The sequence below is a fragment of the Rhizobium sp. BK275 genome (genome assembly GCF_014193555.1).
Classification (GTDB): Bacteria; Pseudomonadota; Alphaproteobacteria; order Rhizobiales; family Rhizobiaceae; genus Rhizobium.
Window position 1 is genome coordinate 1 of record NZ_JACHZL010000006.1, and the last position, 17,945, is coordinate 17,945.

The 17,945-nt window shown below is 60.1% G+C and carries 17 protein-coding genes and 1 pseudogene; 5 read left to right on the plus strand and 13 right to left on the minus strand.

Features of this window, described 5'->3' with window-relative positions; genetic code table 11:
* Both FHT82_RS30195 and FHT82_RS18935 read left to right on the plus strand, forming a co-directional pair.
* The coding region (locus tag FHT82_RS30195; RefSeq protein WP_210276834.1) for a hypothetical protein at positions 1-240 on the plus strand (240 nt) is incomplete at its 5' end.
* A 234-nt stretch (positions 241-474) separates the two neighbouring features.
* Positions 475-2,418 carry a M23 family metallopeptidase gene (locus FHT82_RS18935; protein ID WP_183734220.1) on the plus strand — a complete coding sequence of 648 codons (1,944 nt, stop codon included), beginning with the start codon at positions 475-477 and terminating at the stop codon, positions 2,416-2,418.
* 69 nt (positions 2,419-2,487) lie between these two features.
* Here the strand turns inward: FHT82_RS18935 and clpB are convergent, their stop codons facing one another.
* The 7 genes and pseudogenes from clpB to FHT82_RS18970 form a co-directional block, all read right to left on the minus strand.
* Positions 2,488-5,091 carry an ATP-dependent chaperone ClpB gene (gene clpB / locus FHT82_RS18940; RefSeq protein WP_183734222.1) on the minus strand — a complete coding sequence of 868 codons (2,604 nt, stop codon included), beginning with the start codon at positions 5,089-5,091 and terminating at the stop codon, positions 2,488-2,490.
* 200 nt (positions 5,092-5,291) lie between these two features.
* Positions 5,292-5,461 (minus strand): annotated as a pseudogene (locus tag FHT82_RS18945) (DUF1214 domain-containing protein); the annotation flags it as partial.
* A 71-nt stretch (positions 5,462-5,532) separates the two neighbouring features.
* The gene (locus tag FHT82_RS18950; protein ID WP_183734224.1) at positions 5,533-6,222 is read right to left on the minus strand and encodes a DUF4167 domain-containing protein; all 690 of its coding nucleotides are present in this window, start codon (positions 6,220-6,222) and stop codon (positions 5,533-5,535) included.
* Between the two features lie 346 nt (positions 6,223-6,568).
* Positions 6,569-7,438, minus strand: a complete 870-nt coding sequence (gene prmC, locus FHT82_RS18955; protein WP_183734226.1) for a peptide chain release factor N(5)-glutamine methyltransferase — start codon at positions 7,436-7,438, stop codon at positions 6,569-6,571.
* On the minus strand, positions 7,435-8,514 hold the full coding sequence (prfA, locus tag FHT82_RS18960; protein ID WP_183734227.1) for a peptide chain release factor 1: 1,080 nt from the start codon (positions 8,512-8,514) through the stop codon (positions 7,435-7,437). The genes prmC and prfA overlap by 4 nt, the downstream gene beginning before the upstream one ends.
* A gap of 28 nt (positions 8,515-8,542) precedes the next feature.
* Entirely contained in the window at positions 8,543-10,810 is a 2,268-nt protein-coding gene (gene ptsP / locus FHT82_RS18965; RefSeq protein WP_183734229.1) for a phosphoenolpyruvate--protein phosphotransferase, read from the minus strand.
* Positions 10,811-10,900: 90 nt separating this feature from the next.
* On the minus strand, positions 10,901-12,175 hold the full coding sequence (locus tag FHT82_RS18970; RefSeq protein ID WP_183734231.1) for an aspartate kinase: 1,275 nt from the start codon (positions 12,173-12,175) through the stop codon (positions 10,901-10,903).
* 410 nt (positions 12,176-12,585) lie between these two features.
* On the opposite strand from FHT82_RS18970, the gene FHT82_RS18975 reads away from it, so the two are divergent.
* Together FHT82_RS18975 and ubiG are read left to right on the plus strand one after the other, a co-directional pair.
* A complete protein-coding gene (locus FHT82_RS18975; RefSeq protein ID WP_183734233.1) occupies positions 12,586-13,062 on the plus strand; it encodes a BA14K family protein in 477 nt (158 codons plus the stop codon).
* Positions 13,063-13,229: 167 nt separating this feature from the next.
* Positions 13,230-13,976, plus strand: coding sequence for a bifunctional 2-polyprenyl-6-hydroxyphenol methylase/3-demethylubiquinol 3-O-methyltransferase UbiG (ubiG, locus tag FHT82_RS18980; protein ID WP_183734235.1), 747 nt, complete (start codon positions 13,230-13,232; stop codon positions 13,974-13,976).
* 47 nt (positions 13,977-14,023) lie between these two features.
* On the opposite strand, the gene FHT82_RS18985 is transcribed toward ubiG, so the two are convergent.
* From FHT82_RS18985 to FHT82_RS19000, 4 genes are read right to left on the minus strand one after another with little or no spacing between them, the layout of a single operon-like run.
* A complete protein-coding gene (locus tag FHT82_RS18985; protein ID WP_183734237.1) occupies positions 14,024-14,452 on the minus strand; it encodes a DUF1178 family protein in 429 nt (142 codons plus the stop codon).
* The gene (locus FHT82_RS18990; RefSeq protein WP_183734239.1) at positions 14,449-15,306 is read right to left on the minus strand and encodes a carbon-nitrogen hydrolase family protein; all 858 of its coding nucleotides are present in this window, start codon (positions 15,304-15,306) and stop codon (positions 14,449-14,451) included. The genes FHT82_RS18985 and FHT82_RS18990 overlap by 4 nt, the downstream gene beginning before the upstream one ends.
* 9 nt (positions 15,307-15,315) lie before the next feature.
* The gene (gene grxC, locus FHT82_RS18995; protein ID WP_183734241.1) at positions 15,316-15,573 is read right to left on the minus strand and encodes a glutaredoxin 3; all 258 of its coding nucleotides are present in this window, start codon (positions 15,571-15,573) and stop codon (positions 15,316-15,318) included.
* A 33-nt stretch (positions 15,574-15,606) separates the two neighbouring features.
* Positions 15,607-16,383: a ComF family protein gene (locus FHT82_RS19000; RefSeq protein WP_183734243.1), complete on the minus strand. Its 777-nt coding sequence runs from the start codon at positions 16,381-16,383 to the stop codon at positions 15,607-15,609.
* A 77-nt stretch (positions 16,384-16,460) separates the two neighbouring features.
* Here FHT82_RS19000 and FHT82_RS19005 point away from each other — a divergent pair, with 77 nt between their 5' ends.
* Positions 16,461-17,345 (plus strand): methyltransferase domain-containing protein, encoded by an 885-nt coding sequence (locus tag FHT82_RS19005; protein ID WP_183734642.1) that lies wholly within the window; start codon positions 16,461-16,463, stop codon positions 17,343-17,345.
* A gap of 15 nt (positions 17,346-17,360) precedes the next feature.
* Here FHT82_RS19005 and FHT82_RS19010 read toward each other — a convergent pair whose 3' ends face one another.
* A complete protein-coding gene (locus FHT82_RS19010) occupies positions 17,361-17,528 on the minus strand; it encodes a Flp family type IVb pilin (RefSeq protein ID WP_183734245.1) in 168 nt (55 codons plus the stop codon).
* A gap of 66 nt (positions 17,529-17,594) precedes the next feature.
* A complete protein-coding gene (locus FHT82_RS19015; protein WP_183734247.1) occupies positions 17,595-17,933 on the minus strand; it encodes a hypothetical protein in 339 nt (112 codons plus the stop codon).
* Between the last annotated feature and the right edge of the window lie 12 nt (positions 17,934-17,945).

The following is a 17,945-nucleotide window of genomic DNA, read 5'->3' on the forward strand; positions in this document are numbered from 1 at the left end:
AACCAGCTACCCGCCAATCCGCTTGATTTCTTCAGAACGAGGAACTTCGTCGCCAGCAGCGCCGCCGCCCTCGTCAGTGACTGGGCTTATAATCCCACCCCACCAAAACAGTCAACAGGCGTTTTCAGAAAAAATCATCTTTCTTGTATCCAATTGTTTTTTCAGAGAAATTTACATGGGTCCTCAAACCTCGCTTGTTTTCCGGATTCCGATCGCCGCGGAGAGCCCAGGGAAACGTGACTGTCGTTCAGTTTTCTTGTGGAAGATACGATTTTGATCATATTCGCCCCGACATCATCACATTCTGCTGGTCATGAGGAAACACGCACGATTCACGCAGGCATGCGCACGTAAGGTGCCCATTCCGGTGTGATTTGACTTCAGTGCCCAAAATATGCACATCTTTCGCCCCAGCCAGGATGGCCCGCGGATGCTCAGAACGACATCGAATGTAAGGATGCGAACTCCACTGCCATGATGACGGAGAAAATGATGATCCGCTCGCTCGGCAGCGAGCCTCCGCTTCTGGCAGACGGGCGACGCGCACCCGACCGGCGCGAGGTTTCGCTGCGCTGGCTTTCGGGCACGTTCCTCACTGGCATTACTTCTTCGATCCTTATGGGTGTTGCGCTTTTTGCCGCCCTGGACGGCCGTCAGCAGCTGGCAATCCCCGCGGAAGCCTATGCGAGCGCCTCCGCCGACGCGCATCAGGATACGTCTGTTACCCGCGGCGGCCGTCTGATCGCCCCCGTCATCGCAGCCAAACCATCCGACCGCGCCGTCATGGAAGTCTCGACCGTCGTGCATGACGGCGAGAAGGAAGTCGTACGCCGCCAGCCCTTCTCCCATGTGAAGATGATGTTGGCTGCCAATCACGTCGCGACCGAGGATTATCCAGACTTCGATCCGCTGGCGATCTTCTCGGCCGACGAACCCCAGCCGGCACCGCAAAGCCGCACCGGCGCAATTTACGGCTCCGATGTCGAATCCGAAGTGGCGCTGAAGACCGTTCCCTTCCCGACCAACAAATCCGACCTGAACATGGCCCCCGGCCTGTCGCTTGACGAAGTCGAGGAAAATGTCCGCTCCAACGGCTCCGTTCTGACGGACGGAAATGCTCAGCTTGCCGCTCTCTATTATGTCGATCCGCGCCGCTTCTCCACCGAGGACAACGACGTCGATCTGACCGCCGGCCTCGCGGCGCGCGTGCTTGAGCAGAATATGACGGTCTCGGCGCCTGAATCCATCACGCCACAGACCGAGGAATTCGCCGACGACATTCTGCCGGTGCGCCAGGATACGACGATCGCCAAGGCACTCGCCGATTCCGGCTATCCGCAGCCGCAGGCAGACGGCATGTCCGGTTACATCGCCCCGCTGCTCGGAACCGATACGCTTTCGAAGGGTGACGTCCTGCGTATCGGCATCATTCAGAAGGGCGAACAGGCGAAGATCATCCGCGCCAGCGTCTATCGCAGCACCCGCCATCTCATCACCGTCGCGCTCGACGACAGGGGCCGTTTCGTTGCCGGCAGCGAGCCGCCGATGCTGGATGCGATAGCCACCGCCTTCGAAGATAATTCCTTCGCTCCTCCTGCCGGCCAAAATCTGCCGCGCGTCTATGACGGCATTTACCGCGCATCTCTTTCCTATGGCATGACCAAGGACATGACAGCGCTGATCATCAAGCTGCTCGCCAGCAATGTCGACTTCCAGGCGCAATTGAAACCGTCGGATTACCTCGAAGCCTTCTTCTCCGTCGCCGACAGCAACGGCCAGGCGACCGAGGATTCCGAGCTTCTTTACGTCAACGCCCGCTTCGGCGATACGCTGACCCGTTTCTATCGCTTCCAGGACCCGGAAGACGGCACGATCGATTACTTCGACCAGGACGGAAAGAGCATCCGTCAGTTCCTGCTGCGCAACCCTGTTCCGAACGGCATCTTCAAGTCCGGCTTCGGCATGCGCCGTCACCCGATCCTCGGCTTCGCGCGCATGCACACCGGCGTCGATTGGGCAGCCCCGCGCGGCACGGCGATCATCGCCGCCGGTAATGGTACGGTCGAAAAGGCCGGCTGGGATTCCGGCGGTTACGGCAACCAGACGATCATCCGCCATGCCAACGGCTATGAATCCTCCTACAACCACCAGAGCGCCATCGCTAAGGGCATCGTGCCAGGCGCCAAGGTACGACAGGGCCAGGTCATCGGCTGGGTAGGAACGACAGGCGAATCCACAGGCCCGCACCTTCACTACGAACTGATCGTCAACGGCACCAAGGTCGACCCGCTGCGTATCCGGCTGCCCGGTGGCAAATCGCTGCAGGGTGATGCGCTCGCCAAGTTCGAGGACGAACGCAAGCGCATCGACACGCTGCTGAACAACCAGCCGGCCTCAGACCAGGTCGCAAGCAAATAATTCTCGCATACCGCGGAAACAAAAACGGCGGCCCGAGAGCCGCCATTTTCAATTCTCGTCTGTGCAGCCTTACGCTGCTTCACTGACCGGCTGTTTCGTCCGGAACAGCAACCGGTCCGAACCACTGGCGATCTTCACCAGTGATCCATCCGGCACCTGCCCCGACAGGATCTGTTCGGCAAGCGGATCCTGGACGAATTTCTGGATAACCCGCTTCAGCGGACGGGCACCATAGACTGGATCATAGCCCTTGTTGGCCAGCCAGTCGCGGGCTTCCTCGTCGAGATCGAGCGTGATCTTGCGTTCGGACAGCAGCGACAACAGCCGCTTGAGCTGGATATCGACGATCGCCCCCATTTCCTCGCGCTTCAGGCGGTGGAAGAGGATGATCTCGTCGATACGGTTCAGGAATTCCGGCCGGAAGTGACCGCGAACCACATCCATCACCTGCTCTCGAACCATCTCGCTGTCGTCGCCCTCACGCAATTGCGTAAGGTATTCGGCACCAAGGTTCGACGTCATGATGATCATCGTGTTGCGGAAGTCGACCGTCCTGCCCTGGCCGTCGGTCAGGCGACCGTCGTCCAGCACCTGCAACAGGATGTTGAAGACATCGGGATGCGCCTTCTCAATCTCGTCGAACAGCACGACCTGATAGGGCCGGCGGCGAACGGCTTCCGTCAACGCGCCACCTTCATCATAACCGACATAGCCCGGAGGGGCACCGATCATCCGGGCCACGGAGTGCTTCTCCATGTACTCCGACATGTCCATGCGCACCATCGCCGACTCGTCGTCGAAGAGGAAGCGGGCGAGCGCCTTGGTGAGCTCCGTCTTGCCGACGCCGGTCGGGCCGAGGAAGATGAACGAGCCGATCGGCCGGTTCGGATCCTGAAGACCGGCACGCGCACGGCGCACGGCGCGGGATACGGCCTGAACCGCATCGCCCTGGCCGATCACCGACTTCGCCAGCTCGTCTTCCATCCGGAGCAGCTTGTCACGTTCGCCTTCCAGCATCTTATCGACGGGAATGCCGGTCCAGCGGGAGACGACGTGGGCGATATTGTCGGGAGTCACGACCTCCTGCACCATCGCGTTTCGGCTGTTGTCCTCCTTGTTTTCGGCGTCGGCCAGCTGCTTTTCGAGACCCGGGATCACGCCATAGGCGAGCTCGCCGGCGCGCTGAAATTCGCCTTTGCGCTGGGCGATCGCCAGTTCGTTGCGGGCGTCGTCAAGCTGCTTCTTGAGGTCAGCAGCAAGGCCGAGTTTCTGCTTTTCCGCCTGCCAGCGGGCCGTCAGCGCATCAGCCTCTTCCTCGAAAGAAGCAAGCTCACCTTCCAACCGCTTTAGCCGGTCGGCGGATGCCACGTCGGTTTCCTTCTTTAGTGCCTCGCGTTCGATCTTCAGCTGGATGATGCGGCGGTCGAGTTCGTCGAGCTCTTCCGGCTTCGAGTCCACCTGCATGCGCAGGCGGGCAGCGGCCTCATCCATCAGGTCGATTGCCTTATCCGGCAGGAAGCGGTCGGTGATGTAACGGTTCGAAAGCGTTGCAGCGGCAACCAGCGCGGCATCGGCGATGCGCACCTTGTGATGCTGCTCGTACTTTTCCTTCAGACCGCGCAGGATCGAAATCGTATCCTCCACCGTCGGTTCCTCGACCATGACCGGCTGGAAACGGCGGGCAAGGGCTGGATCCTTTTCGACATGTTTGCGGTACTCATCGAGCGTGGTCGCGCCGACACAGTGCAGCTCGCCACGGGCAAGGGCAGGCTTCAGCAGGTTGGAGGCGTCCATCGCTCCATCCGCCTTGCCGGCGCCGACCAGCGTATGCATTTCGTCAATGAAGAGGATGATTTCGCCGTTCTCGGACTGAACTTCGTTCAGCACGGCCTTCAAGCGCTCTTCGAATTCGCCGCGAAATTTTGCACCGGCAATCAAGGCACCCATGTCGAGCGCCATCAACTTCTTGTCCTTCAGGCTTTCCGGCACGTCGCCATTGACGATGCGTAGCGCAAGACCCTCAACGATCGCCGTCTTGCCCACACCCGGCTCACCGATCAGAACAGGATTGTTCTTGGTGCGGCGTGAGAGAACCTGGATCGTCCGGCGAATTTCGTCGTCGCGACCGATGACCGGATCGAGCTTGCCTTCGCGGGCATCACTCGTCAGGTCGCGCGCATATTTCTTCAGGCTGTCAAAGCCCTGCTCGGCGCTCGCCGTGTCGGCAGTGCGGCCCTTGCGGATGTCGTTGATGACCTGATTGAGCGCCTGCGCGGTCACGCCGGCATTCTTCAACGACTGATAGGTCGAGGCAGAGGTTTCGATCGCCAGCGCCTGCAACAGACGCTCGACCGTCACGAAACTATCGCCAGCCTTCTTTGCAGCCTCTTCGGCAGTGGAGAAGACCTTGGCGAGCGGCTGGGCGAGATAGATGTTGCCGTTACCGCCGGAAATCTTCGGCAGCTTGGCAAGAGCGGCGTCATTGGCAAGCCGCGCGGCTTTGGCGTCACCGCCGGCGCGCTCGATCAGCGACGCAGCCATGCCCTGATCGTCGTCGAGCAGGACCTTGAGAACATGTTCTGCGGTGAACTGCTGGTGTCCCTGCGCCAACGCATAGGTCTGGGCAGACTGAACGAAACCGCGCACCCGCTCGGAGTATTTTTCGATATTCATACGTTACCTCCATGAATCGCCCCGCCCTTCATAAGGCACAGACCGATGATTGAGATTGAGCTCCCTCAATAGGCAAGCCCCGTTTGTCGCCATTGAGATTTGCAGCAAACCAAACTGTGCAGGATATGGTGGAGAATCCCAGGAGTTTAAAGGGGTGAGACACGCGAAAACTGTCGCCCGCGCCTCATCCTTCGCAGCCGCTATTTGCCCATCAACACAACGTCCGGCAACACCCGCTTCTTGTCGAAAAATCCTTGGTCGGGCCGTTGGCACGAAACATTAGCTCGAACTGCCGCTTGGGGTCCGTCGGCAGCCAGTTGGCTTCCTCGCCCCTGGGGGCTTTCGGTCCGAAAGAAAGGTCGATGGAGCCGCCGCAGTCGGCCGACGGGGCTTCACAAATGGAAAAGGCCGCCTGGTGAGGGCGGCCTTTCGAAGACGTGGTTATTCGGAAGCGGCTTCTGCCAGAACCGGCGCCTCAGCGGAAGCACCGTCCTCACCGGCTGCCTCGCCTTCAGCGCCGCGACGCGGACGGCGCGGGCGACTGCCGGCGTTGCGGCGGCGGGGCTGACGCTCGCGCTGCGGTGCAGCTGAGCCTTCCTCTTCCATCACAACTTCAGCCGGAATGCCTTCGATTTCCGGCTGCGGGCCGGTTCCGTCAATTGCTTCCGCCTGCTGCACGGGCGCTGCCGGAGCGGCCTGCTGCTGTTCGCGCTGCTGCTGGCGAGGCGGCTGAACGATGACGACGTCGTCATTATCTGCCGTATCCAGTTCGTCACCATCGCGGTCCGCATTGTCACGATCATTGTAATCGCTGCGGTCATCGCGCTGGAAGCGTTCCTGCATCTGCGCCTGTGCGGCCGCAATGATGCGGTTGTAGTGTTCGGCGTGCTGCAGATAATTCTCAGCTATGACGCGGTCACCGGAACTCTGTGCGTCACGGGCGAGCTGCGCATATTTTTCAGCTATGTGCTGAGCAGTACCGCGGATTTTCACATCGGGGCCGGAACTGTCGTAGGTCCGGGTCAGCGGGTTTCCACCCTTGCGGTTGAAATTGTTGTTATTGTTGTTTCCACCGCCGCCATTGTTATTGCCACGCCCTCGACCGCGCTTGTTCTGCTGTCCTGGCCTCATCGATCGTTCACCTGAATTCTTCTGTTTGTGATTGGATACATGGCACCAATCGCCAAGACCGGTTCATCCGGATCAGGGCCTTCGTGCCGCAAGCATAGTGCGCCTTCGCGCCGACCTGCCGCTTGTCTTCAAGTCAGTTTGACTGATTCACGCATTGGGTCGTGTTCAACCTTTGAAACTCTCGTCTAAAAGAGCAGACCCCCGAGGCTGAGCAAGTACCGAACGAATCTCGTTCATTCCTATGCGCCCAACGCGTAAGGGCAACCTATATTGCTTCCTCAGGAAATCCAAGCCTTTTCTTCGCAATAGCAACAATGTCCAGTTCGATGCTGCAATTTGTCGCCGGTCATGCCGGCGAGAACACGAGCACTCTGTCATTCTGACCATAATCTCTCACGGATTTGAGGCACTTGAAGCCTTGCGCTTCAAAGATCGCCGTCACATCGTTTCGCTGATCGTAGCCGATTTCTAGTCCGACGACTCCATTTGGCCGTACGAACCTCGCCGCATCCTTTGCTATGGCTTTGTAAGCGTCAAGCCCATCCGAGCCACCGTCCAGAGCTGCAGCCGGATCAAATTTCGTCACTTCGGGAGCGAGATCGTGAATGATACTGGAAGCAATATAGGGCGGATTTGAGACAATCGCATGAAACGTCCCGCGGATGTTCTCGAACCAGCTCGATCGAATGGTCGTGAATCGATCCTGCAATCCGTTTCTTTCTGCGTTTGATCTTGCCGTCTCAAGTGCATCGGTCGAAATGTCGCTGCCGATGCCTGATGCTTCCGGACATTCGCTGAGGAGCGCAAGGCAAATCGCTCCGGTCCCAGTTCCTACATCGAGGATATGGAGATTGCCCTCCGTCTTTGCAAGATCGCGCAAATAAGGAATGATCGTATCGACGAGAATTTCCGTATCTGGCCGCGGCTCAAGCGTGCCGGCGGAAAGCCAAAGCGGCAGGCCGTAGAACTCCCGCTCTCCAAGAATGCGGTGTACCGGTTCGTGATTCAATCGCCTTTCGATGGCCCGACCGATACTGCCTGCCTGCTCTTCCGACACCGGCTCGTGTCCGGCTGTCAGGACCTCGGTCGGCGAAAGCTTCAGAAGTCCCGAAATCAGCAGCCGCGCATCGGTCTGCGGATCGTCGATGCCCGCTTCCGTGAAGCGACGCCGGGCCTCGGCAAAGATCTCTGAAACCGTCGGCCCGGATAGGATCATTGCTGTTCGCCAAGCTGCGCAAGCTGGCTCGCCTGATAGTCGGCAAGCAGTGCATCCACCACTTCGTCGATCTCGCCGACCATCATTCGGTCGAGCTTGTAGAGTGTCAGGTTGATGCGGTGGTCGGTTACGCGCCCCTGCGGAAAGTTATAGGTGCGGATGCGCTCGGAGCGGTCGCCCGAGCCGACCTGGCTCTTGCGGTCGGCAGAACGTTCGCTATCGGCCCTCTGCCGCTCGGCATCGTAAAGTCGCGAACGCAGCACCTGCATGGCCTTGGCGCGGTTCTGGTGCTGCGACTTTTCCGAACTGGTCACGACGATACCCGTCGGCAGGTGGGTGATGCGCACCGCCGAGTCCGTCGTATTGACGTGCTGGCCGCCCGCACCCGAGGAGCGCATCGTATCGATGCGGATATCCTCTGGCCGTATTTCGATATCGATCTCCTCGGCTTCCGGCAGAACGGCAACGGTCGCCGCCGAGGTATGGATACGCCCGCCGGCTTCCGTCTCCGGCACACGCTGCACGCGATGCACGCCGGATTCGAACTTCAACTTGGCGAAAACGCCCTTGCCGGTGATCGTCGCGATGATTTCCTTGTAGCCTCCAGCTTCCCCATCGCTCGCCGACAACACTTCGACTTTCCAGCCATGTGCGGCCGCATAACGCTCATACATGCGGAAGAGGTCGCCGGCGAAAAGGGCCGCCTCATTGCCGCCGGTGCCGGCGCGGATTTCCAGGATCGCGCTTTTCTCGTCGGCTGCATCCTTCGGCAGCAGCAGGACCTGGATTTCATTCTCCAGCGCCTCGATCCGTTCTTTCACGTCAGGCAGTTCGAGCTCGGCAAGGTCGCGCATTTCGCGGTCGACGGATTTGTCCTCAAGCAGGATCTCCAGATCGGCAAGCTCGTCCACAGCCTTTTGATAGGCGCGGATCTTGGTCACCACCAGCTGCAGTTCGGAATATTCGGATGCGAGCTTTACATAGACATCGGCCGACGGGCCGGCCGACATGCGCGCCTCGATCTCGCCGAAGCGGCGCTCAAGCTCGCGCATCTTTTCAATGGGAAGCTTCGCCACCCCTTGCTCCTGTTCTTCTAATATACGTCTAAAGGGGAATATTGTGGCTCTCGGCGAAGCGGGCAAGCACTTCGCGCATCGGCGTCGTTGCATGCCGGTCGTCCAGCGCCTCATTGACCGCCGCCGCCAGCGCCCCGACATCAAGCCCAAGAAGCATCGCCTTGACCGGTCCGATCGAGGCCGGCGACATGGAGATGGAGCGGAAGCCGACGCCGAGCAACGCCATAGCCGAGAGCGGCTTGCCGGCCAGCTCACCGCATAGCGTCACCGGCGTCTTGTTGCGGTCCGCACCACGCACAATGTCACGCAGGATGCGCAGGAACGGCCGCTCCAGCGGATCGAAGCGCTCGGAAACCCGCGCATTGCCGCGGTCGACCGCCATCGCGAACTGAAAAAGGTCGTTGGATCCGACAGAGACGAAGTCGACCGCATCCATCAGCTCGTCGAGCTGCCAAAGCAGGGCCGGCACTTCCAGCATCGCGCCGAACTGCAACTTGCGCGGAAGGCCATGGCCGAAGCGCGACAAATGCTGCACTTCCTTTTGCAGCAGTTCACGCACTTGCCGGAGTTCCGAAACCTCAGTCACCATCGGTACCATCAGCTTCAACTCGGCGCCGGCAGCAGCCTTCAGCAAAGCGCGCAACTGCGTGCGCAAGAGCCCCGGCCGGTCGAGCGAAAGGCGGATCGCCCGCCAGCCGAGCGCCGGGTTTTCCTCCTCGTGACCGCGGAAATAAGGCACCACCTTGTCGCCGCCGATATCGAGCGTGCGGAAGGTTACGACGCGACCGCCCGCCTGCTTCAGCACATTGCGGTAGAACATCTCCTGCTCTTCCGCTTTCGGCATGGTGGAGGCGATCATGAATTGCAGCTCGGTGCGGAAAAGCCCGATGCCCTCGGCTCCCGATTCTGCCAGCTGCGGCAGGTCGACCAGCAGCCCTGCATTCATCTGAAGCTGTATGCGCTGCCCATCCCGGGTAACCGGTTCGACGGACCGCAAAGCCCGGAACTGCTCCTGCCGCCTTGCACGGAAACGAACCTTTTCTTCGTAGGAGCGCTGGTGCTCCGGCATCGGCCGGATATGCACATGACCCTCGTCACCATCGATGATGACGGCATCGCCGTTTTCCGCCAGCGCCACGACACCCGCTGCCTGGCCGATGACCGGAATGCCCATGGCGCGCGCGACGATCACCACATGGCTCGTCACCGCCCCCTCTTCCAGCACCAGACCGCGAACATTGGCACGCGGATAGTCGAGGAGCTCCGCCGCGCCCATGGCGCGCGCCAGGATGATTGCATCGTTCGGAAAGCCCTCCGCGGTCGTGCGGCCGGTATAGCCGGTCAACACGCGCAGCAGCCGGTTCGCCAGATCCTCGAAATCATGCATCCGCTCGCGCAGATAAGGGTCTGTCAGGCGCATCATGCGCGCCTTGGTGTCGCTCTGGACCTTCTCGACCGCCGCTTCCGCCGTCAGGCCGTTGCGGATCGCCTCCTCCAGCTTGCGCACCCAGCCCTGATCGTGGGCGAACATGCGGTAGGTTTCCAGCACCTCGCGATGCTCGCCTTCCATGGAAACGTCACGCCGCGACAGCATGTCGTCGATGGAGATCCTGAGCGAACCCATGGCTTCCGCCAGCCGCCGGATTTCCTTCTCCGCATCCTCGTTCAGCAGATTGGTAACAACGATACGCGGCTCGTGCAGCACGACGTAGCCGAGGCCGATCCCGTCATTATACGTATCGCCGTCGACCGTGACCGAGCGGGTGAGGTCGAGTTCGAGGCCCGGCTTGGCGATCTTCTTGAGTTCGCCGGTGGCGATCATCTCGGCGAGAACCATCGCCGTCGTCTCGAGCGCTTCCAGCTCCTCTTCGCGATAATTGCGGCTCGCCTTGTTCTGCACGACAAGAACGCCTAGCGAGCGGCCCGTGCGCAGGATCGGCACGCCGAGGAAGGAATGATAGATTTCTTCGCCCGTTTCCGGCAGGTAACGGAAAGCCGGATGCGACTGTGCGTCGGAAAGATTGAGCGGCTGAGCCGATGCGGCGATCGTGCCGACGAGGCCCTGTCCCATCTTCAGCTGCGAGAGGTGGACGGCTTCCTTTTTGAGACCTTCGGTAGCATAGAGCTCAAGAACGCCATCGGCGCGCAGCACATAGACGGAGCAGACCTCCGCCACCATGTTGCTGGCGATCTGGCGCACGATCCGGTCGAGTCGCTCCTGCGGCTCCAGCGGCTCCGCCATCAATTCGCGCAGCCGCTTGAGCAGCACGCGCGGACCGCCGGAAAGGTCTCTCATTGCGTCTCAAGCTCCCCGAAATAAACGCTTAGTGCGGCCAGAAGGACCGGCCGCATCTTCAACCTGAAGGGGCAGACCGCCCGCTGGGAATCAATTCTTATCCAGACCGTAGCAGGAATGCAAAGTTCTGACAGCGAGTTCTGCATAAGGACCATCGATCAAGATCGAAATCTTGATCTCTGAGGTTGTAATTGCCTTGATGTTGATGCCTTTTTCGGCAAGTGCCCGGAAGGCAGTCGCTGCAACGCCCGCATGACTGCGCATGCCGATGCCGATGACCGAGACCTTCACCAGACCCGATTCGCTCTGTGCGACGTCGTAGCCGATCTTCTCCTTATTATCGGAAAGGACCTTGATGGCCTTCTCGACATCACCAGAGGGAACGGTAAAGGTCATGTCCGTCTTCGAACCATCCTCAGAGATGTTCTGAACGATCATGTCGACGTTGATGTGGCTTTCAGCGAGCGGCCCGAAGATCGCGGCGGAAACGCCTGGCCGGTCGGCAAGACGGCGAAGCGAGATCTGAGCCTCATCCTTGGCATAGGCGATGCCGGTGACTACTTCCTGTTCCACGATTTCATCCTCGTCACAAATCAGCGTTCCGGGCGGATTCAAGAGGTCGCCCATGCCCGGAGCATCGGGATCCTCGAAAGACGAACGCACGAAGGTGCGTACCTTGTGCACCATGGCAAGCTCGACGGAGCGTACCTGAAGAACCTTGGCGCCGAGCGACGCCATTTCCAGCATTTCTTCGAAAGCGATCTTCTTCAGGCGCCGTGCCTTGGGTTCGATGCGCGGATCGGTCGTATAGACGCCGTCGACATCGGTATAGATATCGCAGCGATCAGCCTTCACAGCAGCCGCAATCGCCACGGCAGACGTATCGGACCCGCCGCGTCCGAGCGTCGAGATGCGGTTGTCAGGGCCAAGACCCTGGAAGCCGGCAACGACCGCGACCTGTCCCTCGCCCATGCGCTTGATGATATCGGTCCCTTCGATTTCCATGATGCGCGCCGCGCCATGGGCGTTGTCGGTGCGGATCGGGATCTGCCAGCCCTGCCAGGAACGGGCGTTGATGCCCATGCTCTGCAGCGCGATCGCCAGAAGGCCTGACGTGACCTGCTCGCCGGAGGCGACAATAGCGTCATATTCGCGCGCATCGTAGAAAGGAGAGTTCGCGCCGATCACCTTCGGCGTGTTCTGAACCCAGCCAACCAGCTCGTTGGTCTTGCCGGACATGGCGGAAACGACGACCGCCACTTCATGGCCGGCATCGACTTCGCGTTTTACGTGGCGGGCAACGTTCTTGATGCGGTCCAGATCAGCGACGGAGGTTCCGCCGAATTTCATAACGATGCGTGCCATAAGCCTCTACCACGACCCGCGCGAGATTGCCGGAAACGGGATTTGCTTCTCCGGTACGCCACGCGCCATTCACAAACCGCCGGGAGACGCATTGCCCTCCCGGGCATCAGAAAACCCCGACTGTCGAATGGCCGAAGAGCCCGGAAATACTGGTTTCTGGAACGCTTCTAAAGCCCCGCCAACCAAGGACGAAAGTTGGCGCGTCTCTTAGCGAGTTTGACAGGGGGTGGCAAGGGCGGGGACAGGGCGAAGTGGAGGCGGCGGGATTTCGTCAGAAACGGTCCCTGCGACTGCTGTAAAAGCGCCTACTTACCATGTCGGTAAATCAGGGGCATGGAGGCGGTTGAACTTAACGGCCCCAAATGCGTTTAAATCGCAATAGATGCGTCACAAGAAAGCTGGTGAGTAGAATGAGAAAATTAGCGATAATTGCACTGTCGATAGCAACCGCATTCTCAGGAATGCCTGCTTGGGCAGGACCGGCTTACACGGCGAACCCGGCCCAAGGGGCGGTGCAGACCGAAGGCAGCCAAACCGACCTTTTGCAGGTAGGCTGCAACAATTTCACGAACTGCCCTCGTTATGACCGAGGCTGGGGCGGCTATAATTATCGTTATTCGGATCGTTATCGCTATAATCGCGGATGGGACCGCCGCTATTATGGCGACCGCTACTACCGCGACCGCTATTATCGCCGCTATGACAATACCGGCGCCATTATCGGGGGTCTGGCTGTCGGGGCGATCATCGGTGGCATCATAGCCTCGCAGCCGCGTGTGCGTACAGGCAGTTCGCATGCCGATTACTGCTACAGCCGTTATCGCTCGTACCGCGCGTATGATAACACGTACCAACCCACATACGGCCCGCGCCGTCAGTGCCGCTGAATCGACATCCCCTTTGATACAAACCCCGCGAAGACGCGGGGTTTTTTAGTGTCTTCAGGCTCACTCGATTTTTTACGGTCCTTGCCAAGCCTCCAGTGCGACCTGAGCACCCTTGACTTATCGCCTCGATCGTCCGACTTCACTGACAGGACATGAAGGAGCGGCAGATGAACGAAGCGGCAAAGACCACCATCGACCAGGCTGAAGTCGATCGCTTTTCCGCCATGGCAGCGGAGTGGTGGAGCCCAACCGGCAAGTTCAAGCCGCTGCATAAGTTCAATCCTGTTCGCCTGGCCTATATCCGCGATAAGGCAGCCGAGAATTTTTCGCGCAGTCCGAAGACTGCCAAGCCGCTTGAAGGTCTGCGTGTGCTCGATATCGGCTGCGGCGGCGGCCTCTTGTCGGAGCCGGTCGCCCGTATGGGCGCTGAAGTCGTCGGCGCCGATCCCTCGGAAAAGAACATCGGCATCGCCTCCACCCACGCCAAGGCATCGGGTGTTGCGGTCGACTATCGCGCCGTCACCGCCGAGCAGCTCGCCGAGGCAGGCGAGACCTTCGATATCGTGCTCAACATGGAAGTGGTGGAGCATGTGGCCGATGTCGAGCTTTTCATGAATACCTGCGCCAGCATGGTCCGGCCGGGCGGCCTGATGTTCGTCGCCACGATCAACCGCACCATGAAGGCGGCCGCACTTGCCATTTTCGCTGCCGAAAACGTCCTGCGTTGGCTGCCGCGCGGCACGCATCAGTATGAGAAGCTGGTACGCCCGGAAGAACTGGAAAAGCCGCTTACGGCAAGCGGTCTCGAGATTGTCGACCGCACGGGCGTCTTCTTCAATCCGCTGGCAAACCAGTGGAACCTGTCGAAGGATATGGATGTGAATTACATGCTGCTGGCAAAACGGCCAGCCTGATCACGCCGCATGCAGGCCAAAATTATAAAAGACCAGCCGCCCGCATATCAGTTCACGTCTTCGGGCAAGACCGGCAGGGCAGCGATCTCGATGCCCTCATCCACCAGCGACTGCGCTTCATCGGGTGTCGCCTGGCCGATAATGCCGCGGGCATCCGCTTCGCCGTAATGGATCTTGCGAGCCTCCTCGGGAAAGCGGGTTCCGACATCTTCGGAATTCGCCTTGATCGCGGCAACGGCTTCCTTCAGCTTCACAAAGGCTTCGCGGCGGGCCGTATCCATGGCGACGACCTGCATCTCATCCTTCTTGCGTGCGGTCGAAACGGAAGGCGCCATGAGCGACTTGGAGATGGAGCCGGAATTGCAGACAGGACAGGTCAGAAAACCGCTCGCGACCTGGCGATCGAAATCGGCACTTTCGGAAAACCAGCCTTCGAACTCGTGGGCATTCTCGCAAATAAGGGAATAGCGGATCAAGCTGCTACGCCTCCTGAAATTTCCCCCGCAATCCTCTCGATGGAAAACTCCCGACCGTTCTTAAGGTTCGGAATCTTGTCATGCGCAGCCTTCACGGCGGCCGGATCGATCTCCGCCAGTATGACCGCCTCGCCGGCCAGGCCGGCCGAAGCGAGCACCTTGCCCCAGGGATCGACGATCATCGAATTGCCGAATGTCTCACGGCCATCCTCATGCAGGCCGGCCTGCGCGGCGGCGATGATGAAGACGCCGTTTTCGATGGCGCGCGCCCGCAGCAGAATTTCCCAATGCGCCTCGCCGGTCTGCTTCGTGAAAGCGGCCGGAACCGTCATCACCTCTGCGCCGGCAACCGCCTGCGCACGGAAAAGCTGCGGAAAACGCACATCATAGCAGATGGCGAAACCCATCTCGGCGAAAGGCAGCGACAGCACGCGTGCCTCAGACCCCGGCCGGTAGGCGGCGCTTTCGCGCCAGCTTTCGCCATTGTCGAGATCGACATCGAACATGTGGATCTTGTCGTAGCGGTTCAGGATCTTGCCGTCAGGTCCGAAGAGGAATCCGCGATTGGCCATCTTGCCGTCATCGAGTGCAATCGCCGTCGAGCCGACATGCATGTAAATGCCGAGTTCGGCAGCGAGCGCCGAGCCGGTCTTGACGATGATGTCATTGCTCTCGTCGCGCAGCACTTCCTTTGCCGCTGCGCGGTTGCGCTGCAGCATACCGGTCATTTCGGGCGTCTGCACATAAGTCGCGCCCTTTGCGGCGGCTTCCCGAACGAGGCGCACCATCGAAGCAGCATTCCGCTCCGGATCGACACCGGAGCACATCTGGATGGCGGCGGCCGTGAAACTCATCGCTTTTCCTCAGGCAGCCAGCAGCGGATCGAGCTTGCCGGCACGATCGAGCGCGTAGAGATCGTCGCAACCGCCGACATGCGTGCCGCCGACGAAAATCTGCGGAAAGGTGGTGCGGCCGTTCGACTTGCCGAGCATTTCCTGACGAAGCTCAGGCGAGAAGGTCGCGTCATGCTCGACATAGTCCACGCCCTTCTCTTCAAGCAGAGATTTGGCGCGTGCACAAAAGCCGCAGAATTGCCGTGTATAGATGGTAACGGGTACCATGAATGGTCTCCAGACGGTGCTGTTTTCTTACTGTCATATAGTTTCTGCAAAGGCCCTTGCAAAGGTCAAAACCGTTATATCGGCGGCACCTGCCTTGCGCAGCACCCGCGTTGCCGCATCGACTGTTGCACCTGTCGTATAGACATCGTCGACGAGGACGATGCGCTTGCCGAGGACATCATTTTCTTTGCCCCTGGCAATCGCAAAGGCGCCTCGAACATTGTCTTCTCGCGCCCGCACACCAAGACCGACCTGCTGGTTGGTGCGCTTGACGCGCAGAAGGGTCGCCGGCAGTAGCGGCTTGTCCGCAAGCCGCGCGAGATGCCGGGCAAGTTCCGCCGCCTGGTTGAACTTGCGCGAGACCATACGCGTGCGATGCAAAGGGATCGGAACGATGGCGTCACAGCACTCGACCATGCCGTCCGAGGCACGCAGCATCCAGCCCGCCATCATCGGCGCGAGATCCGTGCGATCCCGGTATTTGAGGCCATGCACGAGACTGCGCACGGCAGTGTCATGGACGGCTGCCGAACGCAGCCGGTCGAAGGGCGGCGGATTGGCGATCGCCTCGGCGCTCAGGATGCCGGCGCCGAGATCATGAGAAAAGGGAAGGCCGAGCACCTCGCAATAAGGCCGCTCGATGAACCGGACTCCGGCCCAGCATTTGGGACAAAGCCCGCGATGGCCACCCGTCGAAACACCACAGGCCGCACAGGCCGGCGGATAGACGAGATCGGCAAGCACGGAGAGCGGCCGCAGCAGCTGCGCCCACACGCGTCCTTTCTCTCTTTCCGTCTCGATCATCCCCATATGACGCAGACTAGCGCGTCACGAGCCAAAGGAAAATCGCCTTGCCGCCTGCCGGACAGGGGAATATGGACATCGCCATGGATATCATCTTCGACAAGGCGCAGATCGCCGCAAATCGTCACCGCGCGCTCGCAAATAATGATCTGAAGGCAGGTTTCCTGCTCGATATCGCCGCCGAGGAACTGGCAGACCGCCTGGCCGTCGTCGAGCGCACCTTCGAACATGCGGTGGAACTACATGGCGCAACGGGTGCAGCTGCCCGTGCGGCGATGGCGACCGGCAAGATAGGCAGCCTCACCCGCGTGGAAAGTGACATCAGCTATGTCACTTCGGGCGAACTCTTTCTCGAAGCGCCGCTCGAAGACGTGCCGCTCGCCCCCCAATCCGCCAATCTGGTAATTGCGCCGCTCAACCTGCACCTGACCAACGACACACCCGGCGTGTTCATCCAGATCCGCCGCGCGTTGAAGCCGGACGGCCTGTTCCTGGCTGCCATTCCGGGCGCCGGCACGCTGCAGGAACTGCGCGACGTGCTGCTGGCGACTGAGATCGAGATGACTGGTGGCGCAAGCCCACGCGTGATCCCCTTCGCCGATGTCCGCGATGTCGGCGGCTTGCTTCAGCGCGCGGGCTTTGCCCTGCCCGTCATCGACGCAGAGAATTATACTGTCCGCTATGATTCAATTTTTCCGCTGATGCGCGATCTGAGAGCGATGGGCATGGCTAATCCACTGGTAGCCCGCAGCCGCAAGCCGCTGACGCGCGCCTTCTTCCTGCGCGCAGCTGAAATCTATGCCGAGCGCTATTCGGACCCCGACGGCCGTATCCGCGCGACATTCTCGTTGATCTACGTGTCGGGCTGGGCGCCGCACGAAAGCCAGCAGCAGCCGCTGAAGCCGGGATCGGCCAAGGCACGACTTGCTGACGCTCTCAAAGTGGAAGAGCAGAAGCTCAAGCAGTGAACCCAGTGGATAGGCTCAATTAATCGTCAGGTTATTCTCGACGGTGTTGAATACGCCTAACAGGCCATTGGTGAACACACCCAGGCCCCCAATGAGGGCAGCCGCCATAAGCGCTGCGATCAATCCATATTCGATCGCCGTTGCACCACGTCCGTCTGCCAGAAATTTCTTCAGCAAATTCATCAACCCAACCCTTTGCGCAAGACGGCAATGAAATTCACGGCTCTCCGTGACGGGAGCTTCATTTCCTCAGCAGCCGGCGCCGACGCCGTAGCCCTGGACGACACAGATCGACCCAGGCGTATCCTGGAGGACGCTGCGGCGGATCGTATAGCGCTTGCCGTTCTCGCTTTTCGGGCCATTCTCGGTCTTCGGGATGGAGCCGGTGGTGATCGTGTCGAAATCAGCCGGCGCGCTGGCGAGCACGCTCTTCTTGGAAGAATCCGCCAGCATAGGCGTCAGGATGAGGGTGAGCGCCACCACGGCCGTGCCGAACAGAAGGGCAATATTGAGCGCCCCCGTCCTGCGCGAAGCAGACGAAGAAGCGCGTTCCTTCTCGCGCACAGCTTTCCAGAAATCGTCGTCCATGACGTCAAGCCC